General features: G+C 73.7%; 21 protein-coding genes. 10 read left to right on the forward strand and 11 right to left on the reverse strand.

The window, feature by feature from the left end:
* Window positions 1-114 precede the first annotated feature (114 nt).
* Window positions 115-1,515 (forward strand): FAD-dependent oxidoreductase, encoded by a 1,401-nt coding sequence (locus ADK86_RS32555; protein ID WP_053699815.1) that lies wholly within the window; start codon window positions 115-117, stop codon window positions 1,513-1,515.
* Between the two features lie 115 nt (window positions 1,516-1,630).
* Here the strand turns inward: ADK86_RS32555 and ADK86_RS32560 are convergent, their stop codons facing one another.
* Window positions 1,631-1,999: an ArsR/SmtB family transcription factor gene (locus ADK86_RS32560; protein ID WP_053699816.1), complete on the reverse strand. Its 369-nt coding sequence runs from the start codon at window positions 1,997-1,999 to the stop codon at window positions 1,631-1,633.
* A gap of 724 nt (window positions 2,000-2,723) precedes the next feature.
* Between ADK86_RS32560 and ADK86_RS32565 the strand changes: the two genes are divergently transcribed.
* Both ADK86_RS32565 and ADK86_RS32570 read left to right on the forward strand, forming a co-directional pair.
* Window positions 2,724-3,437 carry a hypothetical protein gene (locus ADK86_RS32565; RefSeq protein WP_053699817.1) on the forward strand — a complete coding sequence of 238 codons (714 nt, stop codon included), beginning with the start codon at window positions 2,724-2,726 and terminating at the stop codon, window positions 3,435-3,437.
* A 56-nt stretch (window positions 3,438-3,493) separates the two neighbouring features.
* Window positions 3,494-3,823, forward strand: coding sequence for a DUF6233 domain-containing protein (locus ADK86_RS32570; protein WP_053699818.1), 330 nt, complete (start codon window positions 3,494-3,496; stop codon window positions 3,821-3,823).
* A gap of 62 nt (window positions 3,824-3,885) precedes the next feature.
* On the opposite strand, the gene ADK86_RS32575 is transcribed toward ADK86_RS32570, so the two are convergent.
* Window positions 3,886-5,274, reverse strand: coding sequence for a cytochrome P450 (locus ADK86_RS32575; protein ID WP_053699819.1), 1,389 nt, complete (start codon window positions 5,272-5,274; stop codon window positions 3,886-3,888).
* A gap of 298 nt (window positions 5,275-5,572) precedes the next feature.
* On the opposite strand from ADK86_RS32575, the gene ADK86_RS32580 reads away from it, so the two are divergent.
* The 4 genes from ADK86_RS32580 (at window position 5,573) to ADK86_RS32595 (ending at window position 8,756) form a co-directional block, all read left to right on the forward strand.
* A complete protein-coding gene (locus ADK86_RS32580) occupies window positions 5,573-5,953 on the forward strand; it encodes a hypothetical protein (protein WP_159394012.1) in 381 nt (126 codons plus the stop codon).
* A 137-nt stretch (window positions 5,954-6,090) separates the two neighbouring features.
* Entirely contained in the window at window positions 6,091-6,405 is a 315-nt protein-coding gene (locus tag ADK86_RS32585; RefSeq protein ID WP_053699821.1) for a hypothetical protein, read from the forward strand.
* A 258-nt stretch (window positions 6,406-6,663) separates the two neighbouring features.
* Window positions 6,664-8,373 carry a cytochrome c oxidase subunit I gene (gene ctaD, locus ADK86_RS32590; RefSeq protein WP_053699822.1) on the forward strand — a complete coding sequence of 570 codons (1,710 nt, stop codon included), beginning with the start codon at window positions 6,664-6,666 and terminating at the stop codon, window positions 8,371-8,373.
* A complete protein-coding gene (locus tag ADK86_RS32595; protein WP_053699823.1) occupies window positions 8,370-8,756 on the forward strand; it encodes a cytochrome c oxidase subunit 4 in 387 nt (128 codons plus the stop codon). The genes ctaD and ADK86_RS32595 overlap by 4 nt, the downstream gene beginning before the upstream one ends.
* A gap of 5 nt (window positions 8,757-8,761) precedes the next feature.
* Here ADK86_RS32595 and ADK86_RS32600 read toward each other — a convergent pair whose 3' ends face one another.
* The 4 genes from ADK86_RS32600 to ADK86_RS32615 all read right to left on the reverse strand — a co-directional run bounded on the left by ADK86_RS32600 (window position 8,762) and on the right by ADK86_RS32615 (window position 12,050).
* The gene (locus ADK86_RS32600; RefSeq protein WP_107088618.1) at window positions 8,762-10,399 is read right to left on the reverse strand and encodes a cytochrome b; all 1,638 of its coding nucleotides are present in this window, start codon (window positions 10,397-10,399) and stop codon (window positions 8,762-8,764) included.
* Between the two features lie 9 nt (window positions 10,400-10,408).
* Entirely contained in the window at window positions 10,409-10,783 is a 375-nt protein-coding gene (locus ADK86_RS32605) for a DUF6479 family protein (protein ID WP_053699824.1), read from the reverse strand.
* Window positions 10,784-10,961: 178 nt separating this feature from the next.
* Window positions 10,962-11,444, reverse strand: coding sequence for a VOC family protein (locus ADK86_RS32610; protein WP_053699825.1), 483 nt, complete (start codon window positions 11,442-11,444; stop codon window positions 10,962-10,964).
* 189 nt (window positions 11,445-11,633) lie between these two features.
* A complete protein-coding gene (locus ADK86_RS32615) occupies window positions 11,634-12,050 on the reverse strand; it encodes a CBS domain-containing protein (protein WP_030597850.1) in 417 nt (138 codons plus the stop codon).
* Between the two features lie 275 nt (window positions 12,051-12,325).
* Between ADK86_RS32615 and ADK86_RS32620 the strand changes: the two genes are divergently transcribed.
* Entirely contained in the window at window positions 12,326-14,605 is a 2,280-nt protein-coding gene (locus ADK86_RS32620) for a GMC oxidoreductase (RefSeq protein ID WP_053699826.1), read from the forward strand.
* On the opposite strand, the gene ADK86_RS32625 is transcribed toward ADK86_RS32620, so the two are convergent.
* Together ADK86_RS32625 and ADK86_RS32630 are read right to left on the reverse strand one after the other, a co-directional pair.
* Window positions 14,547-15,488: an EamA family transporter gene (locus ADK86_RS32625; protein WP_053699827.1), complete on the reverse strand. Its 942-nt coding sequence runs from the start codon at window positions 15,486-15,488 to the stop codon at window positions 14,547-14,549. The genes ADK86_RS32620 and ADK86_RS32625 overlap by 59 nt on opposite strands.
* Window positions 15,485-16,279, reverse strand: coding sequence for a nitroreductase family protein (locus ADK86_RS32630; RefSeq protein WP_053699828.1), 795 nt, complete (start codon window positions 16,277-16,279; stop codon window positions 15,485-15,487). Before ADK86_RS32630 ends, ADK86_RS32625 begins: the two co-directional genes overlap by 4 nt.
* Before the next feature lie 75 nt (window positions 16,280-16,354).
* On the opposite strand from ADK86_RS32630, the gene ADK86_RS32635 reads away from it, so the two are divergent.
* Window positions 16,355-16,858 carry a MarR family winged helix-turn-helix transcriptional regulator gene (locus ADK86_RS32635; RefSeq protein WP_053699829.1) on the forward strand — a complete coding sequence of 168 codons (504 nt, stop codon included), beginning with the start codon at window positions 16,355-16,357 and terminating at the stop codon, window positions 16,856-16,858.
* A gap of 90 nt (window positions 16,859-16,948) precedes the next feature.
* On the opposite strand, the gene ADK86_RS32640 is transcribed toward ADK86_RS32635, so the two are convergent.
* From ADK86_RS32640 to ADK86_RS32650, 3 genes are all read right to left on the reverse strand, one after another.
* Entirely contained in the window at window positions 16,949-17,305 is a 357-nt protein-coding gene (locus tag ADK86_RS32640) for an ArsR/SmtB family transcription factor (RefSeq protein ID WP_053699830.1), read from the reverse strand.
* Between the two features lie 26 nt (window positions 17,306-17,331).
* Window positions 17,332-18,699: an MFS transporter gene (locus tag ADK86_RS32645; protein WP_053699831.1), complete on the reverse strand. Its 1,368-nt coding sequence runs from the start codon at window positions 18,697-18,699 to the stop codon at window positions 17,332-17,334.
* 122 nt (window positions 18,700-18,821) lie between these two features.
* Window positions 18,822-19,934: an alpha/beta hydrolase gene (locus ADK86_RS32650; protein WP_053699832.1), complete on the reverse strand. Its 1,113-nt coding sequence runs from the start codon at window positions 19,932-19,934 to the stop codon at window positions 18,822-18,824.
* Window positions 19,935-20,129: 195 nt separating this feature from the next.
* Between ADK86_RS32650 and ADK86_RS32655 the strand changes: the two genes are divergently transcribed.
* On the forward strand, window positions 20,130-23,090 hold the full coding sequence (locus ADK86_RS32655) for a helix-turn-helix transcriptional regulator (protein WP_053699833.1): 2,961 nt from the start codon (window positions 20,130-20,132) through the stop codon (window positions 23,088-23,090).
* The last annotated feature ends 229 nt before the right edge of the window (window positions 23,091-23,319 follow it).

The raw sequence follows: 23,319 nt of genomic DNA on the forward strand, positions 1-23,319 counted from the left end.
AGAGCCCATACATGCCCGCCCCCATGCATGCCCGCCCGCCAACCTCGGCAGCACACCTCCCGCCCACCTCACACCGGTGGGATTCTGGAAGTAATCCGCGGGAAGGGGCCTTTCGTGCTTCGCGTCGCAGTGATCGGGTCGGGACCCAGTGGCGTCTACACCGCTCAGGCGCTGGTCGGGCAGGAAGCCGTGCCGGACGTCGAGGTGTATGTGCTCGACCGGCTGCCATGCCCGTACGGGCTGGTCCGCTACGGTGTCGCGCCCGACCACGAGAAGATCAAGTCGCTGCAGCACAACCTCCGTACGGTGCTGGAGCATCCGCGCGTGCATTTTTTGGGCAATGTCGACGTGGGCGCCGACGGGCTGGACCCGCGGCAGTTGCGGCGTCTGTTCCACGCGGTGGTGTACTGCGTGGGGGCCGCCACCGACCGGCACTTGGGCGTTCCGGGCGAGGACCTGCCCGGCAGCCACTCCGCCACCGGCTTCGTCTCCTGGTACAGCGCGCACCCGGACGCGGCGGACGGCCGCTTCCCGCTGGCCGCGCGCTCGGCGGTGGTGATCGGCGTGGGCAATGTCGCGGTGGACGTGGCGCGGATTCTCGCGCGCGGGGCGGACGAGCTGGCACGTACGGACGTCCCGCAGGGCGCGCTCGGCGCGCTCGCGGAGAGCCGGGTCGAGGATGTGTGGATGGTGGGGCGGCGGGGGCCGTCGCAGGCCAAGTTCACCACCAAGGAGCTGCGGGAACTGGGCACGCTGCCGGGTGCGGACGTGGTCGTACGGCCCGGGGAACTGGCGCTGGACCCGGCGTACGGCGACTCCGCGGGGCTGCCCGCGGTGAACCGGCGCAACGTGGAGGTGCTGCGCGGCTGGGCCGGGCAGACGGCCGGTGGGGAAGGGACGGGAGGCGCGGCGGACGGGGCGCCGGGAGCGGTGCACGCCAAGCGCCGCCGGATTCACCTGCGGTTCTTCCTCCGGCCCGTCGAGATCATCGGTGACCCGGATTCGGGGGTGCGCGGGGTGCGGTTCGAGCGGACCGTGCCGGACGGGTCGGGCGGGGTGACCGGCACGGGGCAGTACGAGGAGATCGCGGCGCAGCTGGTGCTGCGCTCGGTCGGGTACAAGGGGACACCGCAACCGGGCCTGCCGTTCGACGCGGCGACCGGGACGGTGCCGCACGTGGAGGGGCGGGTGCTGCGCGACGGCGCGCCCTCCCCCGGCGAGTACGTGGCGGGGTGGATCAAGCGCGGCCCGACCGGGGTGATCGGCACCAACCGGCCGTGCGCGAAGCAGACCGCGACCGCGCTGCTGGCGGACGCGGAGGCGCTGGCGCGGGTGCCGCTGCCGGACGATCCGGTGGCCGAGCTGCGGCGGGCGGGGCAGCGGCCGGTGCGCTGGCCCGGCTGGCTGAGCATCGAGGCGGCGGAGGCGGCGCTCGGCCGCGAGCTGGGGCGGACGACCGTGAAGATCGCCGACTGGCCGGGGCTGCTGGTGGCGGCCGCGGGCGGGGAGCGCTGAGCAGGTGCCGTACGGGCGCAGGGACGACCGTACGGGCCGGGGTGCAAGAGATACGACCGTACGGGCCGGGGTGGAAGGCGGGCCGGCGGATGCCGGACGGAGCGGGTGCGGCCGCTCAGCCGGCCAGCCGTCCGTCCTGGAGTTCCGCCGCCTCCAGGACCCGTTCGAGCAGGCCGGGGAAGAGCGCGTCGAGGTCGGCGCGGCGCAGCCCGTTCATCTTGGCCGTACCGCGGTAGATCTGCGTGATGACGCCGTGTTCACGCAGCACCCGGTAGTGGTGTGTACAGGTGGACTTGCTGACCGGCAGCTCGATGCCGGCACAGGACAGTTCGCCCCGGGCCTCGGCGAGACAGCGGACGATGCGCAGCCGCATCGGGTCGGCCAGCGCGTGCAGCACGTCTTCGAGGCGGATCGCCGTGACGTCCGGGTGGTCCAGGACACGGGCACCGGGCCGGTCGGCTGAGGGCGTCGTGGTGGTCGGCATGGCGGCTCCTGGAAGTCGGCTCCGGACGGTCGGTGTGCAGCCGGGGATCGGTGTGGGTGTCGGGCGGGGATCTTTATTGTACGAGGAACGTCGTAATTTGACATCTCCCCAGGACGGAGGCGGTGGACCGGCCCGCGGCCGGGCGGATCCGCCGGGGCGGCGGGCTGACGCGCGGTCAGCCCGCCGCCGTACGGCTGACATGTACGTGGCCGGGCGGGGCACCCGTGGCGAAGGGGTGAACTGCCCGCCACCGACGGCCCCCGGGAGCCGTTCGGGGGGAACGAGTGAGCAGCGAACGAGGAACGACCGATCACGATCGCCGGACCGCGACGCCGTCGCCGGTTCCCGTCGGAGGCTCGATGACCCACAGGACCCGCCCGCGCAGGACCCGTCCGTGCGGAATTCGCCCGCGCAGGACCCGCCCGTGACCGGCGCGTGGTGGCCCCTGCCGCGCCGGGAACGGGCCCTGCCGGGAGCCGAACGGCGCCTCTCCCGCCGGCAGCCCGCCCGTCAGCAGCCCTCCCGCCGGCGGCTTTCCCGTACGGAGCCTTCCCGAACGGAGCTTTCCCGTACGGAGCCCTCCCGCACGCAGCGCCCTCGTACGCGCCCGTCCCACCCGCAGCGGCGACCGCCGCACCGCCCGGCACCGCGTCCGCCGGTCCCCGGCCACCCTGCCGCCGCACCGGGCGACCGTGCGGCACACACCCCGGCGCCGAACCCGGCCGTGCGCATCGGACGGGCTCTCCTCGGTCAGTGGCACCGCGTCGCCGGCCCCACATGGGCCGCCCTGTGCCGTCGCCGCCTGGCCGCCGTACCGCTCACCACGGCCTCCGTGCTCCTGGTGATCACCTGCCATGCCCTCGCCCTGACGGACACCGGTTCCCGGCTGGTCTGGGCGCTCGGCGGGGTGCGGGCCGACGTCCCGCTCTGGCTGGTGCCGCTGCGGCTGCCGCTGTCGCTGTTCGCGCCCGCGCCGGGACTGCCCTGGTGGGGCGCCCTCGCCCAGGTGATCGTGATCTTCGGGGTGGCCGAGTGCGTCCTCGGTACGGTGCGCACGGCGACCGTCTCCCTCGTCGTCACGGCGGCGGCGACGCTGTTCGCCCGGTTCCTGCTCACCCTCGGCCCCGGCCACCCGCTGGCGGTCCCCGCGGGCGAGGCGGTCCTGGCCGACACGGGGCCGTCCGCCGCCGTCGTGGGGCTGCTGATCTGCGTCGGCTGGGCCTGCCGGGCCCCTCTGCTGATCTACGGCACGGCGCTGACCTTCTCCCTGGAATGCGTCCTGACCTCCACCCTCTCCAGCCGCGCCCACCTGGGCGGCATCGCCGCCGCGCTCCTGTGCGCCGCGGTCACCTGCCGTACTCCGGTCCGCGCGACCGCCGCCCCGCCCGCGGCGGCCCCCTCCTCCTCCGCCGCCGCGCCGAGCGGGCGTGACGGCTGACCGACCGGCCCGGGCCCGTACGGACAGAGGTGTCCCGGAAGGCTAGACTCGAACACGTGAGCGAACTGCCCCCTGACCTGCCGCGCCTCCGCACCTTGGAGACATGGCTGCGCCTGCAGCTCACCGCGGTCCGGGCCCGCATCCAGTTCCTCGAACAGCAGGAGCGGAACCGCCCCGCGCCGATCCGGCCGCCACGGCCCGACTGGCTGCTGGAGACCGAACGGCTCGGCGGCCGCAGCGGGCGCCCCGTCCGGGTCCATGTGGGCGGGTGCGGCCAGGCACGCGGCCGGGCGATCAGCCGCGAGCAGGCGGTGGACGCCCTCGGGCAGGGCGTGGAGGCGTGTTACGGCTGCCGTCCGGATACGGAGCTGGGGATTCTGGGCTGACGGGCCAAGGACCGGACCTGGGACGGGGCCACCGTTCGCGGCCTGCTTCGGCCGTCACGCCGTTACGGACGTGAACGAGCGCGCACCGTGGCGATCAGCGGCACAGCCGGCTGAATGACCATGCCCGTGCGAGGCGACGCCTCCTTCGGCGTGACGTCCAGGTGGAAGCGCTGCGCCACGGCGGCGATGAGCAGAGTCGCCTCCATCTGGGCGAACCGGGCGCCGATACAGCCGCGGGAGCCGCCGCCGAACGGGAACCAGGCGTGTTCGGGGATGACGTCGGGGGCGTCGGCGTCCCAGCGTTCGGGGCGGAACACCTGGGGGTCGCGGAACCAGCGCGGGTCCCGGTGGGCCGTCCACTGGCTGCACCACACCGTCGTACCGGCGGGAATGGCGCGGCCGCCCAGGACGACGCCCTCCTTGGCCACGGCGGGGACGAGCCAGATCGGCGGATACATCCGCAGGCTCTCCTTGACGATCTGCCGGGTCCAGACCAGCTGTTCGTAGTCCTCTTCGGTGGGCGGACGGCCGCCAAGAACGCGGTCGAGTTCGTCGTCCAGCCGGGCCCGCGCACCGGGCGACCGGGACAGCAGGTACCAGGTCCACGTCAACGCGGTGGAGGTCGTCTCGTGACCGGCCGCCCAGAGCGACACCGCCTCGTCCCGGACCTCTTTGGCGGACAGCGGACGCCCTTCCTCGTCCCGTGCCGCGAGCAGCCGGGTCAGCAGGTCGCCGTCCTGGCCCCGGCCGCCGTCCGCGCCGGCGCCGTCCCCGGCGTCCGCCCCGGCCCGCCGTGCGCCGATCAGCCGCCGCATCTCGGCGTCGATGGTGGCGACGGCATCGAGATGACGCCGGCGGTAGGGCAGCGGCACCCACGGCGGGAGGACCAGAGGCAGGCCGCGGATCTCGGTGGCGACCGCGCGTTCGGCCGTCGCCATGGCCGCGCCGAGGGCCTGGGTCCGGTCCCCGAGGTCGTTGCCGAACAGTGTGCGGAGCACGACGCGCTGGGTGATGAGCGTCATCTCCCGCCGCAGGTCGAAGCGGTCGCCGTCGCGCCAGCCGCCGGCCGCCGCGAGGGTGCTGTCGACCATGGTCCGGGCGAAGCGGCGGACCTGGCGCGGACGGACGGCCGGCTGGACCATGCCGCGCTTGCGGCGCCACTCGGCCCCCGCGGTGAGCAGGATGCTCTCGCCGACGAGCTGGTGCAGGGCCCAGCCGATCCGCAGGATGTCATAGGCGCCGTCCCGGGAGGCGAGGAATTCGGCGATGTGCTGCGGGTGGGAGAGGAACAGGCTGCGCCGCGGGCCGAGGGACCACGTCACGGCGTCGCCGGCGTCCCGCAGCCGGGTCAGGAACGCCAGCGGGTCCTTGCCGAAGGCGGGCAGGTTTCCGAGCCACGGCAGGCCGCGTGGGCCGGGTACGGGGCGGAGCGGGGCAGGCTGCACGGGCATGGTTCCTCCAACGTGCGGGGGGACACCCGGCAGCTCCTCGGCGGCGGAGCCGGGTGGGAACCTGCCTGCCGCCGGCCTCTGCTCGAAGCACGGTGCGCGCGGGCCGACGCCTGGATCCTTTCCCCCGGGGGCATGTCACCGACACCCGCGGGGCCGCGCTTCACCTCCTTCGGAGGACGCGTTCGGTCCTGCGGGTGCGCCGCACAGAGGCCCCACGCCCGGGAAAGCGGCTTCGCGGCGGGAAACTCACCCGTTCGACGACATGCGCGGACGGTAATCGAATGACTACCCTTTGTGCATGAGCCGTGGGGGACACCGCTTGGACCACGGGGGCCGCCCGATGCGCCGGTCCCCGCTGCGGGCCGGTGTCCTGATGCTGGTCGCCGTGCTGATCACGCTGTGCGGTGCGGCTCCCGTGGCCTGCGAACCGGCTCGGGGGCAGTCCGAGGTCACCGTCGCGTCGGCCGAACTCGCCGCCGACGACAGCGTTCCCCAGGCGGCCGCTTCCCGGGCGGCCAGGACGGGGCGTACGGACCGCTGCCCCACGGCGCAGACCCTCGCCCCCTCGCTGCCGCACCACCCCGTGCGGGTCAGCTCCCTCGCCCGCCGGGCCGTTCCGCCGCCGGGCGTGCGCAACGACGCCAACGCCCGCGCGCACCACACCGTGCTGCGCTGCTGACCGCACCGCGTTCCGCCACGCTCCGAAGCCGCCGGTCCGTACGGAACCGGCCGGCGCGGCGTCCCCTGACGACGTACGCCGGAGAAGGCGCGAACGCTCCCGCACACCGCAGCAGCGACCAGCAGGAGAGGTGCGTCATGCCCATCGATCCCCAACGCGCGCTGGAAGGCTACCTGCGCGCCCTCGCGTACGACTCGGACGACTTCGGACCGGCCTCCGGGCCCGGCCGCCCCGCGACCACCGCCGGGGCCGGTTCCGAGCCCGCGACCGCCCGGGACACGGCTCCCGTTTCCGAAGCTCCCCGGGACAAGCCTTCCGTTCCCGAAGCCTCCCGGGCTCCCGTCCCCGTCCCGGAGCAGTCCCCGCCCGCCACATCCCCGGGCGGGCTCCTGCACAGGCTGCTCTCCCTGCGCCGTGGCCCGGCGGCAGCCGAGAGGACCCGCCGGGCCTGAGCCGAGCACTCGGCCCCGGTATGCCGGTGTTCCTCCGCCGTCCGCTTCCGCACCGGTGCCCCTCCCCCGGGGGCACCGGTGCGCCCTTCCGGGTGACGGCGGCCCGCGCCGCCCCGTGGGCGCCGGGAATCCCGCCGCGCTGATGCCAGGCTGTCCGGTGCCGGGCTCGGTCACGCGCCGGTCCGGCGCACGCGTGCGTCGCGGTACGTGTCGGCGTCCCCGTGCCGGGTTCCGGCGCGGGCCGGGCGGAGGTTGCCGGTGGTCCAGGTCGAGCAGTGCACGCGTACGGAGGCCGCCGCGGCGCCCCGCAACACGGTGGGCCGGTCCGTACGCCGCTGGCTGACCACCACCGACCACAAGGTGATCGGGAACCTCTACCTCGTCACCGCTTTCGGCTTCTTCCTGTTCGCGGGAGCGCTGGCGATGCTGATGCGCGCCGAACTGGCCCGGCCCGGTCTGCAGATCGTCAGCGCCGAGCAGTACAACCAGCTGTTCACCATCCACGGCACGATCATGATGCTGCTGTTCGCGACGCCCATGTTCGCCGGGTTCTCGAACGCGGTCATGCCGCTGCAGATCGGCGCCCCCGATGTGGCCTTCCCCCGGCTGAACGCCCTGACGTACTGGCTGTTCCTGTTCGGCGGTCTGATCGTGGTGTCGGGATTCCTCACCCCGCAGGGCGCCGCGTCGTTCGGCTGGTTCGCCTACGCGCCGCTCAACAGCGCGCTGCGCACGCCGGGCACCGGCGGCGACCTGTGGACCATGGGCCTTGTCGTATCGGGCCTGAGCACCACCCTGGGCGCGGTCAATTTCATCGCCACCATCATGTGCCTGCGCGCCCCGGGCATGACCATGTTCCGGATGCCGATCTTCACCTGGAACGTGCTGTTCACCTCGATCCTGGCGCTGCTGGCGTTCCCGGTGCTGACCGCCGCGCTGCTCGCCCTGGAGGCGGACCGCACCTTCGGCGCGCACATCTACGACCCGGCGAACGGCGGGGCGGTCCTGTGGCAGCACCTGTTCTGGTTCTTCGGGCATCCGGAGGTCTATATCGTCGCCCTGCCGTTCTTCGGCGTGATCACGGAGATCGTCCCGGTGTTCAGCCGCAAGCCGGTGTTCGGGTACATCGGCATGGTGGGCGCGACCATCGCCATCACCATGCTCTCGGCGACCGTGTGGGCGCACCACATGTTCGCCACGGGCGCGGTGCTGCTGCCGTTCTTCTCCCTGATGTCCTTTCTGATCGCGGCGCCCACGGGTGTGAAGTTCTTCAACTGGATCGGCACCATGTGGCGCGGCAGCCTGTCGTTCGAGACGCCGATGCTGTGGGCGGGCGGATTCCTGGTGACCTTTCTGCTCGGCGGGCTGAGCGGGGTGCTGATCGCGTCGCCGCCGCTGGACTTCCACGTCACCGACTCGTATTTCATCGTCGCGCACCTGCACTACGTCCTCTTCGGCACGGTGGTCTTCGCGATGTTCGGCGGTTTCTACTTCTGGTGGCCGAAGCTGACGGGGCGCCTGCTCGACGAGCGGCTGGGCAGGATGCACTTCTGGTCGCTCTTCATCGGATTCCAGCTGACGTTCCTCGTGCAGCACTGGCTGGGCTCCAGCGGAATGCCCCGGCGGTACGCGGACTACCTGGCGGCCGACGGGTTCACCGTACTGAACTCGCTTTCCTCGGTCGGCGCGTTCCTGCTGGGGCTTTCCACGCTGCCTTTCCTGTACAACGTGTGGCGTACGGAGCGCTGTGCGCCGAAGGTGGCGGTGGACGATCCGTGGGGTTACGGCAGGTCGCTGGAGTGGGCGACGTCCTGCCCGCCGCCCCGGCACAATTTCCACGCGCTGCCCCGCGTACGGTCCGACTCCCCCGCGTTCGACCTGCACCACCCCGAAGTGCTGCGGCTGCCCGCGCCGCAGCGCGGCAGTACCGAACCGACGCCCGATCCGCACAGAGAGCGGCACATGTGAAGACCGAGGCAATTCTCTTCGCCGGAGTGGCGGCCTTCTTCTTCGTGGCGGGCCTCGGCTACGCCTTCTGGTCGGAGGAACCGGCCGGTACGGCGGCGCTGGCCGTCTCGTTCCTGATGTCCTCGCTGGTGAGCGGCTTCTGCGCGCTCAATCACCACAAACGGGGAGAGCGGCCGGAGGACCACAAGGAGGCCGAGGTACGCGAGCGGTACGGCAGCCTGGGATTCTTTCCGCCGCGCAGCGCCTATCCCCCGCTGACCGGTCTGGCGGTGGCGCTGACCGCGCTGGGCGTGGTCTTCGGCCTGTGGCTGTTCGTCATCGGGGCCGGTCTGCTGGTGGCGTGCGTCGTCGGCATGGTGCTGGAATCCTCCGGGCACGCGTAGGCGGGTCAGTCGTCCGGGCCGCGCTCCGGACCGGCCGTCCGCTCGGCGACGTGAGCCCGCTGCTCGGGGGTGACGGGGAGGTCGACCCGGTCGCGGTAGTACCAGTTGCTCAGCGCCAGGCGCACCCGCTGCCGCCGGGCCGGGCGGGCGCCGCCCTCGGGGGGCCGCAGCGGCTCGGGGACGTCGCGGACGAGCAGCCGGTAGCGGCGGTCCGCCGAGAGGCCGCGCCGCCCCTCGTCGAGCCCGCCGCTCGGGTCCTGTGCCACCTCGCCCGTCTCCTCCCCCTCCAGCAGCGCGTCGCGGTCCTCGCTCTGCAGGGCGAGGCAGAGCCGCTTGGTGAGCAGGAACGCGAGCACCGGCCCGGCCACCAGGGCGACGCGGAAGAACCAGGTCAGGGCGTTCACCGAGACGCCGAAGCCGAAGGCGGTCACGTCGTTGCCGCCGGCGGCGAGGAGCACCGCGTAGAAGACGATTCCGGCGGCGCCCAGTCCCGTACGGGTGGGCCGGTTCCGCGGCCGGTCGCACAGGTGGTGTTCGGTGCCGTCCCGTGTCACCCACTTCTCGCAGAACGGATAGAGGTACAGGACGAGGAAGAACAGTCCGGGCAGGATCACCGCCGGGATCAGGACGCTCCACAGGACGGTGTGGCCCCATAGATCGGTTTCCCACGGCGGCATGAGGCGCAGGGCGCCTTCCAGGAATCCGACGTACCAGTCGGGCTGGGCGCCGGTGGCGACCTGGTCCGACCGGTACGGCCCGTATTCCCATACGGGATTGATCTGGGCCAGCGCGCCGAACAGCGTCAGCACACCGGCGGTCATGAAGAACAGGCCGGCGGATTTCGCGGTGAAGTGCGGGTACATCGGCCGGCCGACGACATTGCGGTTGGTGCTGCCGCGCCGGCTCCACTGGGTGTGCTTGAGGTACACCACGAGGATCAGATGCACGGTGATCAGCGCGACCATGATTCCCGGAACGAGCAGGATGTGCAGCCCGTACAGGCGGTTGATGAGATCGGTGCCGGGGAATTCACCGCCCCACAGGAAGAAGCTCAGGTAGGTGCCGGCGACGGGAATGGACAGCACAATGGTGTTCGCAGTGCGCAGGCCCGTCCCGGACAGTGAGTCGTCGGGCAGCGAATAGCCGGCGAATCCCTCCAGCATCGCCAGCATGAAGAGCGTCACCCCGATGATCCAGTTGACTTCCCGCGGCTTGCGGAACGCGCCGGTGAAGAAGATGCGGAGCAGGTGGACGCAGAGGGCGGCGACGAAGACCAGGGCCGCCCAGTGGTGGATCTGCCGGATCAGCAGTCCGCCCCGGATGTCGAAGCTGATGTGCAGGGCCGAGGCGTAGGCGTGGGACATCGGCAGGCCGGACAGCGGGGTGTGCCGTCCGTGGTAGACGGTCTGCGCGGTCACCGGATCGAAGAACAGGGTCAGGTATGTGCCGGTGAGGACGAGCACGAGGAAGGCGTAGAGCGCGAGTTCGCCGAGCAGGAACGACCAGTGGTCGGGGAATGCCTTGCGCAGCAGCGCCCTGCCCCCTTCGGCCATCGGCAGCCGCCGGTCCAGCGCCTCGAATCCGGTACGCGCCGACTGCCCGGCCCGGGCCTTCGCCCGTGCCGCCCGTCTGCGGAACACCATCGGCGGACCTCAGCCGTTGCCGAACGAGCCGCTTTTTCCCTCGTCCCACGGCGGCGGTTCGCCGGAGTCGCCCGGGCGGGTCCCGTACTCGCCCATGTCCCGGACGCCGGGCGGCGTCCCCTCGTGGCTGTCCCGGGACACTCCGTCGGTCGCCCGCGCCGAGGTGCCCTTGCGGGCAGCCCTGCCGCGGGGCCGGGCGTGGGCGCGCGGCGGGCGGTCCTGCCTGCGCGCGCGGCGCCGGTAGCCGTACACCACGGCGCCGATCAGCAGGAGCACGACGGCGATGCCCGCGATGAGGGGGCCGATGCCGATGGTGAGGTGGGAGGCGGCGGTCGGCGGTTCGACCGGCCGGGGCGCGGCCGTCAGGGGCGCAGCGAGGAACATGGGAGCTGACTACCCGATGTGTCCGGTTCGTCATCACCGGGGCCGCCAATCGGGTGGCCGGCGGGGCCGGAGTGTACGGCGGGGCATGGGCGGGTCGCTCGGTCCGCCCATGCCCCGGCCGTACGGACCTGCCGTACGGACCTCCTCGTACGGAACGCCCGCAAGACCCGCCGAGGGCCTACTCCTCCCCGGCGTGCGCCCTGCGGATGGCGGCGAGGTCGATCTTCTTCATGCGGAACATCGCCTCGGTGGCCCGCTTGGCCTTCGCCGGGTCGGAGTCGCCGACCAGGCCGAGGAGTTCGGCGGGGAACACCTGCCAGGACACGCCGTACTTGTCCTTCAGCCAGCCGCAGGGCCCTTCCTCGCCGCCGTCGGTGAGCCGCTCCCAGTAGTAGTCCACTTCCTCCTGGTCGGCACAGCGGACCTGGAACGACACGGCCTCGTTGAACGTGAACTCGGGACCGCCGTTGAGCCCCATGAACTTCTGGCCGTTGAGGACGAACTCGACGGCCATCACCTCACCGGGCGTCCCGGGACCCGCCTCGTTGTAGCGGGCGATGTCACCGAGCCGGGAGTTCTTGAAGATGGAGAGGTAGTGGTGCGCCGCTTCCTCGGCCTGGCCGTCGAACCACAGGCAGGTCGTGAAACCGTCGATGGTCATGGTGTGCCTCCCGTCGTCTGGGCCCGTGTATACCCGTACGGCGGGGGCCGCGCCATAACCGGACCGGTGTTCGAACCGGACTTCACGGTGATTTACGGAGGTGCGCTCGCGCCGCGTACACCATCGTGCCTACGGTCCGGCCCGGCCGCACTCCCGCGGCCCGGGGAACGCCCGGCGCGGGCGGCGCCCTCAGTCGGTCGAGAGCGCTTCGAGGAGGTCTCCGGCCTTGGCGTCGGGCAGCGAGCGGGCCACGTCGGCCAGCGCGACCATGCCGACGAGGCGGTGCCCGTCGATCACCGGCAGGCGACGGACCTTGTGCTGCGTCATGGTCGCGAGGATCTCCTCGGTGCCGTCGTCGGCCCCGATGGTGACCGCCTCGCCCTGCGCCAGCTCGCCGGCCTTGGTCTGCGCGGGGTCCTTGCCCCGGCCGAGGACCTTGACGACGATGTCGCGGTCGGTCAGGACGCCCTTGAGCTTGTCGTCCGTACCGCAGATGGGCACCGCGCCGACACCGAGGTCGGTGAGCTTGCGGGCCGCGTCGAGGACGCTGTCCTCGGCACCGATGCACTCGGCTCCGGGGGTCATGATCTCGCGTGCAGTGGGCATGGGTTCCGCCTTTCTCCGTGCGATGTACAGGGGACGTACTGGTTGGCCGACCGCGGCCGGGAGCCGCCGGCGGGCGCCGCGGAGGCCCGGGCTCCGGTCGGCGGCACACGGGTTCCCGGCTGTCGCGGGCCCTAACGTCCCGATCGCTGGATTGCGCCGGATGCCGCCACGGCGGCCCCGGCCCGCTCCGGATGTGGCCGCGGCGGACCGTTGCTCTACTGAGAGGGCCGGCCGCGCGGCTTCGCGGGGCCGCCGTCGGACCGGGAGGACGGAGCGTGGCCGAGGCGACGGAGCGGGACGGTACGGGGCGGCCCGAGCGGGTGGACGCCCTGGTCGTCGGTTCCGGCTTCGGCGGCTCGGTGGCGGCGTTCCGGCTGGCGGAGGCGGGACTGTCCGTCGTCGTCCTGGAGCGCGGCCGGGCGTACCCGCCGGGCAGCTTCCCCCGCACCCCGGCCGAGCTGGGGCGGGCCCTGTGGGACCCGAGCGAGGGGCTGTACGGGCTGTTCGACGTCTGGCGGTTCCGGGGCTGCGACTCCCTCGTCTCCAGCGGGCTGGGCGGCGGCTCGCTGATCTACGCCAATGTGCTGCTCCGCAAAGAGGCGCACTGGTTCGTACGGCGGGAGGAGCTGCCCGGCGGCGGCCACGAGTCCTGGCCGCTGTCCCGCGCGGACCTCGATCCGCACTACGCCGCGGTGGAGGCGGTACTGCGCCCGGTCCCGTACCCGGTCGAGACCGAGCCCTACGCCCGCACGCCGAAGGCCCGGGCGCTGCGGGAGGCGGCGGAACGGGCCGGACTGCCGTGGTCCCCGGCGCCGCTCGCGGTCAGCTTCGCGCCGCACGCCGGGGCGCCGCCCGGCCCCGGACTGCCGCTCGCGGACGAGCCGTACGGCAATGTGCACGGTGTGCCGCGCGGCACCTGCCGGCTCACCGGGGAATGCGACCTCGGCTGCAACAACGGCGCGAAGAACACCCTCGATCACACCTATCTGTCCGCCGCGCACCGGCACGGCGCCGACCTGCGGACCGGGCACCAGGCCGTGACGGTGGAACCGCTGGACGGGGGTGGTTACCGGGTCGGCTACGTCGTGCACGACACGGACGGCGAGGGGCGCCCCGCACGCACCGCCGACCTGCCGCGGCATCACATCGACTGCGACCGTCTGGTACTGGCGGCCGGCACCTACGGCACCGTCCACCTGCTGCTGGCCAACCGCGCGCGACTGCCCGGCCTGGGCCCCGCGCTGGGCACCCGGTTCTGCGGCAACGGCGACCTGCTGACGTTCCTGTACGGGCGCCGGGACGCGCCGGTGCCACGGCCCGACCAGGGGCCGGTGATCACCGGGGTGGTCGGAATACCGGGCGGGGCGGGTGACGGCACCGGGCGCGGGCACATCGTGCAGGACGGCGGCTATCCGGGCTTCCTGAACTGGCTCGCGGAGGGCGTACGGCTCGCCGGGGGCGCCGGGCGGCTGGCCACGCTCGCCGCCGGCCTCGCCGTGCAGCGCGCTCTCGGCTCGTCGGACAGCAACCTCTCCGGCGAGATCGCCGCCCTGCTCGGTTCCGGCAGGGGCTTCCCCGGCGTCCTGCCGCTGCTGGGGGTGGGCCGGGACGTGCCCGACGGGGTGATGGGGCTGCGGAACGGCCGGCTGGACGTACGGTGGACCACCGCCACGAGCCGGGCGTACTACGAGGGCGTCCGCAACACCATGCGGCAGCTCGCCGACGGGATGGGGGCGGGGTACCTGGACAACCCCATCTGGTGGTGGCGGCGGGTCGTCACCGTCCACCCGGTGGGCGGCGCGCCCCTCGGCGACCGCCCAGAGGAGGCCGTCTGCGACCCGAACGGGGAGGTGTACGGGCATCCCCGTCTGTACGTGGCGGACGCGGCCGCGCTACCCGGCCCGGTCGGCGTCAATCCGTCGCTGACGATCGCGGCGCTGGCGGACCGGATGTGCACCCGCCTGCTGGAGAACCGGCCGCCCCGGCGTGCGCACCGGCCGGCTCCGGCGCCCGCCACGGCCCTGACGTTCGCCGAGGTCATGCGCGGGGCGCTGGCCGAAGGACCGGCGCTGACGCTGCGTCTGACCATCACCGTCGACGACGTGGACGCCTTCGTCGACGCGCCGGACCACCGGGCCGCCGCGCACGGGACGGTGGACTGCGAGCCGCTGGGCGGCCAACTGCCCGTAAGGGAAGGCTGGTTCAACCTGTTCGTGCCGAGCGGCCTGCCGGGGCGCCGCCGCATGCTCTACCACCTCCACCTGGACGGGCCGCTGACGCTCATCGGCCGCAAGGAGGTGGGCGACGACCCGGGTCCCGACCTGTGGGCGGACACCACCACGCTGGCGGTCGAGATCCACCGGGGGCGCCACGAACCGGGCGAGGAGCCGGGGCCGGCGCCGCTCTGCACCGGCGTGGTGCGCGTGGGACGCCTGGACTTCGTCCGGCAGCTCACCACGATGCGCGCGACGGGAGCCGCGCCGCTCAACGGGCTGATCAGGTTCGGGCGGTTTTTCGCCGGGGAGCTGTGGGACGCGTACGGGCCCGGGCGATAGGCCCTTTCGGGGGCGGCGCGCCACGGCTTCCCGCGTACTGCACCAGCACGACCGATGCCACCACAGCCAGCGCGCCGGCGAGTTGGAGGGGCGACAGGGCCTGGTCCAGAACGAGATAGCCGAGGACCGTGGCGGTCAGCGGAGAGGCGAAGCCGAGGAACGACACGGTGAGGGCGGGCAGCCGCTCCACACCGCGGAACCAGACCGCGTAGGCGAACAGCGCCCCGACCAGCCCGAGATACGCGAATCCCAGGACGTTTTCCCCGGTGACGGTCGTGGGCAGCCCCTCGCCGAGCAGGGTGACCGGTGCGAGGACGAGGCCGCCGACCGTCAGCTGCCAGCCGGTGAAGGTCAGCAGCCCGGTGTCCGCCGGGCGCCCCCAGCGCTTGGTGAGCACGATGCCGCCCGCCATGCTCACCGCGCCCAGCAGCCCCGCGCCGACGCCGATCGCGTCCAGCCCCGCATGCGGTTGGAGGACCAGCAGGCCCACGCCGGACATGCCCAGTACGCAGGCGGCCAGGTGGGCCGGGGCCACCCGCGCCTTCAGGACCAGCGCCGAGAGGGCCAGCACCACCATCGGCTGGACGGCCATCACCAGGGCCGCGACTCCGCCGGGCAGGTGGTACGCGGCGACGAACAGCAGGAAGAAGAAGGCGCCGATGTTCAGCACGCCGAGGACCAGGGCGCGCCACCACCACACGCCGCGCGGCAGGGACCGGCCGAGCACCAGCAGGATCAGCCCGGCGGGCAGGGCCCGGACCGTCGAGGCGAGCAGCGGCCGGTCCGGGGGCAGGAGTTCGGTGGTGACCAGATAAGTGGAGCCCCATACGGAAGGGGCGAGGACGGTCAGGAGGGAGTCGAGGACGATCCGGTCGCGTTTCATCGGGACGGGACCGTGTCGACGGTTCCGGACGCATGGCCCGCACGGCCCGGAAGACCGCCGGGCGTGGACGGACAGGCACGTCCGTACCGGCCGTCGAAGGCGTGGCGTGCAAGGGGTCTGCGGCCGGGGTGCCGGCGTTCCTCGGCGGCCCTGCCGACCGGGAGCAGCAGCGCGATGTGCAGGTCGTCGCGGTCCTCGATGCCGATGACCTTCTTGACCTCGGCCTCGTCCCAGCCGTTCATCGGCGAACTAGCCAGCCCCATGGAGGCGGCGGCGAGCATCGCGTAAGTGGCGGCGATGACCGCGTCCTTGACCGCGTACTCGCGCAGCAGACCCCGCGCCTCCAAGTCCTTGTGGAAGTCCAGACTCGCCTGCGGGAACCCGGCGGCGAACTGCTCGTTCCACGCGCCGTTGGCGCGTGCCCGCTCGTGGATGTCGCTCACATCCTCGCGCCAGGCCCGGCTCGCGGCCACGAGGACCAGCGTCACCGGCGCCTCCCCCGGGTGCGGCTGGCCGCCGGTGGCCCGGACAAGGCCGTCGCGGCCCTCCTGGTCGGAGACGACCACGACGGAACGGGCCTGCACGTTCCAGCTGGAGGGAGCCTCCAGTGCCAGGGAGAGCAGTTCGGTCAGCTGCTCGGGCGGCAGGGGGTCGGGCAGGTAGTGGCGGACGCTGCGGCGCGTCCGTACGGCCTCCGGCACGGACAGCGGAGCGGAAGGAGAAGAGAAAGAGGAAGAGGAACGGGAAACGGAAGCGGATGCGGGCTCTTCGGCCACGGTCTCTTCGATCACCCAAGGAACCTAACCACTAGCTTAGCGCTAAGGCAATATCTATCTCAGCGCTAAGGCAACCGTTAAGCTGGGCAGATGACCGACCACGTAGATCGCGTCCTGGCGCAGTGGGCCGAACAGGCCCCGGATCTGGACGCGTCCCCCATGGCCGTCGTCGGCCGCGTCAAGCGGCTCGCGCACATCATCGAGACGGAGCTGCGCGCTGCCTACAAGAGCCACGACCTCGACGCCGCGGCCTTCGACGTCCTCGCCACCCTCCGCCGCAGCCCCCCGCCGCACCGCCTGACGCCCGCCGCGCTGATGCACTCCTCGATGGTCACCTCGGGCGCCATCTCCCAGCGCCTGGACCGCCTGGAGGAACGCGGCCTGATCACCCGCACCCGCCGCACCCACGACGCCCGCAGCTTCGATGTCACCCTCACCGAAGCGGGCCTCGAACTCGTCGACAAGGCCCTGCTCGACAACGTCGCCACCCAGAACCGCCTGCTCGCCGGTCTCTCCCGCGCCCAGCGCGACCGGATGGCGAAGGATCTGCGGGGGCTGCTGGAGTCGTTGGGGGACATCGACCGGATGCGGTGAGTGGTACCCATGACGGCACTGTCGTCCTGCACCTTCGCGCGCCGCACCGACGGGCTCCGCCGGCACTGCGAGAGCGCCGGCGGACCGTTCCTAGTCGTGCGGCGGCAACTGCCCGATCTTGTGATCGGCGACGTTCAGCGCCTCCGCGACCAGGCGTTTGAGGTGGCCGTGCCGGAGGCGGTAGACGACTCTGCGGCCGTCCTTGCGGGTGGTGACCAGGCCGGCCAGGCGGAGTTTGGCCAGGTGCTGGCTGACCGAGGGGCGGGCGGCGCCGGTCGCGGCGGTCAGGGTGGCCACGTCCGCCTCGCCCTCGGTGAGGTGGTGGAGCAGGGCGAGGCGGGTGCGGTCGGCGAGGAGGGCCAGGACCGCGGCGGCGGTGGCCAGCCGTTCGCCGTCGTCCCGTTGTTGCGGGGCATGTGCAGGTGCGGTGTGCACGCGTGCGCTCATGCGCACATGGTAGGCGCACGGGGCCGTCAGTCGGCGGCGGTTCGCGCGGGCCAGCGGTGGTGGAGGTCGTCGATGACGTAGGCGTGGGCGTGCCGCCAGCCGTCGCCCGTACGGAGCGCGCCGGCCACGTGCGGGTGGCCGTGGGCCAGGGCGGTGTGGACGTGGGTGAGGCGGTCGGGGTCCGGGGCGGGCCACAGGCGCCGGGCGGCCAGTGCCGCTGCCAGGGCCACCGTGCCGAGGGCGAGAGCGGCGGCCGGCAGGCCGGCCCGTGCGCCCAGCCAGCCGGCGAGGGGGTAGGTCAGCAGCCAGCAGCCGTGCGAGAGGGAGAACTGCGCGGCGAAGGCGGTGTTGAGGTCGCCGGGGGCGGCCGAGCGGCGCACCAGGCGGCCGGTGGGGGTCGTGATCAGCGACTCCGTGGCGCCGAAGGCGGCCCAGGTGGCCAGCAGCGCCGGCCAGGCCCAGGCGCCGGGCGCGGCCCGGGTGGCGGCGGCCAGCGCGAGGAGCAGGCCCGCGGAGGTGAAGGCGGCGGGCAGCATCAGCGCGCGGTCGCCGGTGCGGGCGAGGAGGCGGGGCAGCAGAAGGGCGGTGAGGAGGGAGCCCGCACCGTAGGCGCCCAGGGCGAGCGGTACGTCCGAGGTGGCGCGGCCCAGGTGGTCGCGTACGTAGACGATCGTGTTGATCATCACCGTCGCGCCGCCCGCGGCCACCGCCAGGGTCAGCGCCAGCAGGGCGCGCAGGCGCGGGGTGGCGAGGAAGAGCCGGGTCCCCCGGGTGGCGTGGGACAGGAGGCCGGGGCCGTGGCGGGCGGGTGCGGGGGCGCGGGTGGCGGCGGGCAGAGCGGCGGACAGGACCAGGGCGGCGGAGCCGAGGAAGCCGGCCGCGGTGCCCGTGAACAGCCAGTTGTAGGTGATCCAGGTGAGCAGCGCGGCGGCCAGCGCCGGGGAGAACAGCATCTCCAGGTCGTACGCGAGGCGGGAGAGGGACAGGGCGCGGGTGTAGTCCTCCTCGGCGGGCAGCACCTGGGGGATCAGGGACTGGAAGGCGGGGGTGAAGGTGGCCGAGGCCGCTTGCAGCGCGAAGATCAGGACGTAGACCTGCCAGACCTCGGTGACGAACGGCAGGCCGCACGCCACCGTCGCGCGGACGAGATCGGCGCCCACCAGCACCGGGCGCGGCGGCAGCCGGTGCGCGAGGGCGCTGATGACGGGGGCGAGCCCCACGTACGCCACCATCTTGATCGCCAGTGCCGTCCCCAGCACCGACCCGGCGTCCCGGCCGGCGATGTCGTGGGCGAGCAGGCTCAGGGCCACCGTCGTCAGTCCGGTGCCGACCAGCGCGATCACCTGCGCGGTGAACAGCCGGCGGTAGGTGCGGTGACGGAGCACGGACAGCATGCGTCCTCCCGAGCGCGAGGCATCCGAGGCGGCTGAAGCGTCTGGGGGTGCGGTCACATCCACGATAGCCAACAGGTGCGCATGCAAGCACGTGTTGACGGAAAACCGTCCGGGCCCCGCCCTCACCCCGCGTGCGCGTCCAGGAACGCCGTCAGGTGCGGGAAGACGTCCCGGGCACTGTCCTTGCCCATGAAGACGTCCTGGTGGCCGTAGCCGGGGAAGATCCGCAGCCGGGAGATCCCGGGCGCGCGGGCCGACAGTTCGCGGTAGCAGGCGGGGTTGGAGTCGGCCATGACGTGGTTGCGGTCGCCGGTGGTCAGCAGGAGGGGGGTGGTCAGGCCGGCCGCCGCCTCCAGGTAGTCGTCGGGCAGGTCGCGGTACGCCGGGTCGCCGGGGCGGTACTTCACGGCCCGCCCGGCCCGCACCATCGCCCGGATGTGCCGGTAGTAGTGCACGCCGGTCGCGCCGAACAGGTCGGCGACGCGCTCGTGGGTCACCGGCGACAGGTGCGCGTGCTCGTACAGCGCGGGCCGCCCGGAGCCCCACATGGCGCTCACCATGTGGCAGGAACCGGCGCGGCATTCGGGGTGGAAGAGCGACACCAGGCGGGCGATCATGCGGCCGCGGGTGAACGGGGCGTCCTGCGGCCAGGCGGGGTTGAGGTAGGGCAGGCCGAGGACGTACTCGGTCAGGCCGGGGACCGCGTACAGCTTGCAGCGCGACCACCGGGGCACCCGCAGGACGAGGGCGGAGCTGTTGACGACCGCGCTGGTGACGCCGCCGACGAGGCCGGCGGCCAGGCTCATGGCGAAGGTGACGCCGCCCAGGCAGTGCGCGATCACGTGCAGCCGGGCCGCCGGGCCGATGTGCGCGCGGATCTCGGCGAACGCGGCGGGGAAGTCGTGCAGCGCGACATCGTCGAGCGTGAAGCGGTGGGACGCCATGTCGTACGGGAAGCGGTTGCTCATCCGGCTGTCGAGGGCCCAGACGTCGGGGTGGCCGTGGTCGAGCAGGTAGCTGGTGAGGTCCTCGTGCTCGGGCATGACGAACATGTCGCTGGACGTGGTCAGGCCGTGTACGAGCAGCACCGCGTCGCCCGGCGCGGGCGTTGCGGCCGACGTCCGGCGGTAGCGGGTCAGGGTGAGCCCCAGTCCGTCGCCGGCCGCGAACGGGTGCACGGTGACCTCGGCGTCCCGGACGCCTTCGCCGGTGAACAGCGGAATGCGGCGCTGCATACGGCACCCGCCTCCTCACCCCCGCCATTGCGAAACCCCCGTCGACCCAAAGCTCTCGCGTTCCGGAACCCCCGCCGCACCGGACCTCCCGCACTCCGAGCGATTGCCCGAAAAGTCTACATAGACCAAAATATTCCATTGGGGCGCCACCCGCCGTTCACCCCTTCGCCCACCCGACCGAAACCGGCCCGCCCGATGTCCGACAGTTCCCCGTCCCCCGACGGCAACCGCGCGCTCGTCGGCCGCGCGGAGGTCGTGCGGCTCCTCGGCGCGGAGGCGGAGCGCGCGGCCGGGGGCGAGTTCCGGCTCGTGGAACTGACCGGCGACCCGGGCGCGGGCAAGACCCGGCTGCTCGGCGAGACCGCCGGGGCCGCGCTCCGGCACGGGCTGACCGTGCTGCGCGGCCGGGGCACCGAGTACGAGAACGACGTACCGCTGTCGCTGGCCGTGGACGCCCTGGACGACCAGGTGGACCGCCGGGCCGGGCAGGTGCGCGCCGCCCTGGACGCGGAGAGCGCGCGGCTGCTCGCCGATGTCTTCCCGTCCCTGTCGGACGGCGGCCCCGGGCAGGGCCCGGCGGCGACCGGCACCGGCCTCAACCGCTACCGCCTGCACCGCGCCGTACGCCTCCTGCTGGAAGCCCTCGCCGACCCCGGCGGCCTCGCCGTCCTGCTGGACGACGTGCACTGGGCCGACGAGGGCTCGGTGGAGCTGCTGTCCCACCTCGCCCGGCACGCGCCGCGCGGCCCGATCCTGCTCGCCGTCACCTACCGCACCCGGCAGGCGGGCCCCCGGCTCACCGCGGCGCTCGCCGACGCCGCGCCGGGCCTGCGCACCCGTATCCAGGTCGCGCCGCTCACCCTTCAGGAGGCCGGGGAATTCCTCGGCCCGTCCGTCGGTGCCCGGCGGCGCCGCGCGCTGTACGAGGCCAGCGGCGGCAACCCCCTCTACCTGGAGGCGCTGGCCCGCTCCGCGCCGCCCGGCGCCGCGTCCGCCGAGAGCACCGCCCCGGCCGACGCCGGCGACGGCCTGCTGCCCGGCGCCGTACGCGAGGCCCTGGCCGCCGAGCTGGCCGCGCTGCCCGACGGCGCGCGGCTGGCCGCCCAGGCCGCCGCCACGCTCGGCGACGAGTTCGAGCCGGGCATGGTGGCGGTGGCCGCCCCGACGACCGAGGCGGAAGCCCTCGCGGCCCTCGACGAGCTGGTGGTACGGGACGTGGTGCGCTGCGCGCCCGCGCCGGGGCGGTTCCGCTTCCGCCACCCCGTCGTACGGCACCTCGCGTACGCCTCCTCCGGCGCGGGCTGGCGGGTCGCCGCGCACGCGCGCGTGGCCGCCGCCCTGGACGAGCGCGACGCGCCCACCGTCACCCGCGCCCGCCACATCGCCCGCTCGGCGCGCTTCGGCGACCTGCTGGCCGTCGGCGTGCTGGTCGAGGCGGCGCGCGCGACCGCGTACCAGTCCCCCGCGACCGCAGCGCAGTGGCTGCGGACGGCCCTGGACCTGCTCCCCGGGAAACCCGGCGGCACGGCGGAGGCGCCCGCGCCCGACCGGCTCTCACTCCTCGTCGAACTGGCCCGCCTCCAGGGCGTCGGCGGGCGGCTCGTCCAGGGCCGCGACACCGCGCTGGAAGTGCTGCGGCTGCTGCCGCCGGACGCCTGGGCACAGCGCGCCCGCGCCGCCCGGTTCTGCGCCATCCTGGAGCGGCTGCTCAACCGGCAGGCGGAGGGCCGGGCGCTGCTGCGCGCCGAGCTGGGCCGGGTGCCGCCGGAGCACCAGGCGGACGCGGTCCCGCTCCACCTCCAGCTGATCGGCGACAGTCTCATCCGCGCCGACTACCCGGCCGCCGCCGGGCAGTTGGACCGGCTGGCCGCCGTACTGGCCCGGTCCGGCGGCACCGCCGAGGGGGTCGGCGCGTCGCCCGACGCATGGGTGCCGCTGGTGACGCTGCGGCTCGGCCACGCGTACGGCTCGGGCGACCTGGACGCGGCGCGTGACCTCGCGGGCCGGGCCGAGCGGCTGACGGAGGAGGCCACCGACGCCGAACTGGCCCCGTGGCTGGAATCGCTGTCCTTCCTGTGCTGGATCGACGCCATGATGGGCCGGCTGCCGCAGGCCGCCCGCATGGTCGAACGGAGCCTGGCCATCGCCGACGCCACCGGGCAGAGCTATCTGTCGCCCTGGATGCTGACCGCGCAGGCGTTCACGTACGGGCGGACGGGGCGGCTCACGGAGGCGGTGGACCGGGCCGAGGACGCGGTGGACGCCGCGCGGCTGCTCGGCTCCGACGAGTGCGTGGCGCTCGCGCTGGCCGTGAAGTCGCTCCTGGTCCGGTGGACGGGCGATCACCCGGCCGCGCTGGCCCTGGCGGACGAGGCGATCCGGCACGCGGGCGGCCGCCGGGAGTGGTGGGCGCGGCTGGGCGTGGTCGGGCGCGGCCTGGCCCTGGTGGGGCTGGACGAGGTGGACACGGGCGGGGCCGAGGTGCTGGCCGCGTGCGACGCGTTCGTCTCGCCGCTGCTGGAGCGCAGCTGCCTGCTGGTGTGCTGCGAGGCGATGGCCGACGCGGAGGCCGAGCGCGGCAGGGCCGGGGCGGCGGCGGGCTGGGCGGACCGGGCCGCCGCGGTGCCGGGCGGCGGTACGGGCTCGGGGCACGCGGTGCTGGCGCGGGCCCACGCGGACCAGGAGTCCGACCCGGCCGCGGCGGTGGACGGCGCGGTCCGGGCGGCGGAGCTGTTCGAGGCGACGGGCGAGCGGCTGTACGCGGCGCGGGCGTGGCTGCGGGCCGGAACCGCGCACGCCCGCTGCGGGGAGAAGGACGCGGCCCGTACGGAGCTGGCGCGGGCGGCGGAGGTGTTCGGGGCGTGCGGGGCGCTGGGGCTGCACGCCCGGACCGTACGCGAGCAGCGGCGGCTGGGCGTACGGGCCGGGCGTACGGCGGCGCGCGCGGACGGGCGCCTGTCGCGGCGGGAGGCGGAGGTGGCCGAGCTGGTCCGGCAGGGGTTCAGCAACCAGCGGATCGCGGAGCGGCTGTTCCTGAGTCCGCGAACGGTCGAGACGCATGTGGCGCACGTCTTCGCGAAGCTCGGGGTGTCGTCGCGGGCGGCGGTGGCGGGGAAGCTGGCGGGGGCGGGGAGCCCTGAGCGGGCGGGCCCCTGAGGGTACGGGGCCGCCCGGCGCTCCGTGGCGCGGGGCTCCGTATCCGTACCGGTTCAGTAGTCGGGCACGTGTTTTCCCCGATGTGGGGCGGGGCCGCCGGGGCGCACGGTGAAGAAGTCATCTTCCCACCGAGCGGAAAAGAGCCCCCGAAATGCCCGAGCTCATCGAACCCCCCGCCGAAGCGGCCACCGTCACCGGACCGGCCGTACCGACCGGATCTGCCGCACCG

This window comes from Streptomyces sp. NRRL F-5755, assembly GCF_001279365.1.
Lineage (GTDB): Bacteria > Actinomycetota > Actinomycetes > Streptomycetales > Streptomycetaceae > Streptomyces > Streptomyces rimosus.

Bases quoted from the DNA above. Each gene is read 5' to 3' on its own strand.
- ADK86_RS32560 (WP_053699816.1), bottom strand. From the start codon at position 1,999: ATGCCGACCACCACGACGCCCTCAGCCGACCGGCCCGGTGCCCGTGTC.
- ADK86_RS32575 (WP_053699819.1), bottom strand. From the start codon at position 5,274: ATGCCCGTGCAGCCTGCCCCGCTCCGCCCCGTACCCGGCCCACGCGGC.
- ADK86_RS32580 (WP_159394012.1), top strand. From the start codon at position 5,573: ATGAGCCGTGGGGGACACCGCTTGGACCACGGGGGCCGCCCGATGCGC.
- ADK86_RS32585 (WP_053699821.1), top strand. From the start codon at position 6,091: ATGCCCATCGATCCCCAACGCGCGCTGGAAGGCTACCTGCGCGCCCTC.
- ADK86_RS32600 (WP_107088618.1), bottom strand. From the start codon at position 10,399: ATGGTGTTCCGCAGACGGGCGGCACGGGCGAAGGCCCGGGCCGGGCAG.
- ADK86_RS32605 (WP_053699824.1), bottom strand. From the start codon at position 10,783: ATGTTCCTCGCTGCGCCCCTGACGGCCGCGCCCCGGCCGGTCGAACCG.
- ADK86_RS32610 (WP_053699825.1), bottom strand. From the start codon at position 11,444: ATGACCATCGACGGTTTCACGACCTGCCTGTGGTTCGACGGCCAGGCC.
- ADK86_RS32615 (WP_030597850.1), bottom strand. From the start codon at position 12,050: ATGCCCACTGCACGCGAGATCATGACCCCCGGAGCCGAGTGCATCGGT.
- ADK86_RS32625 (WP_053699827.1), bottom strand. From the start codon at position 15,488: ATGAAACGCGACCGGATCGTCCTCGACTCCCTCCTGACCGTCCTCGCC.
- ADK86_RS32635 (WP_053699829.1), top strand. From the start codon at position 16,355: ATGACCGACCACGTAGATCGCGTCCTGGCGCAGTGGGCCGAACAGGCC.
- ADK86_RS32640 (WP_053699830.1), bottom strand. From the start codon at position 17,305: ATGAGCGCACGCGTGCACACCGCACCTGCACATGCCCCGCAACAACGG.
- ADK86_RS32645 (WP_053699831.1), bottom strand. From the start codon at position 18,699: ATGCTGTCCGTGCTCCGTCACCGCACCTACCGCCGGCTGTTCACCGCG.
- ADK86_RS32650 (WP_053699832.1), bottom strand. From the start codon at position 19,934: ATGCAGCGCCGCATTCCGCTGTTCACCGGCGAAGGCGTCCGGGACGCC.
- ADK86_RS32655 (WP_053699833.1), top strand. From the start codon at position 20,130: ATGTCCGACAGTTCCCCGTCCCCCGACGGCAACCGCGCGCTCGTCGGC.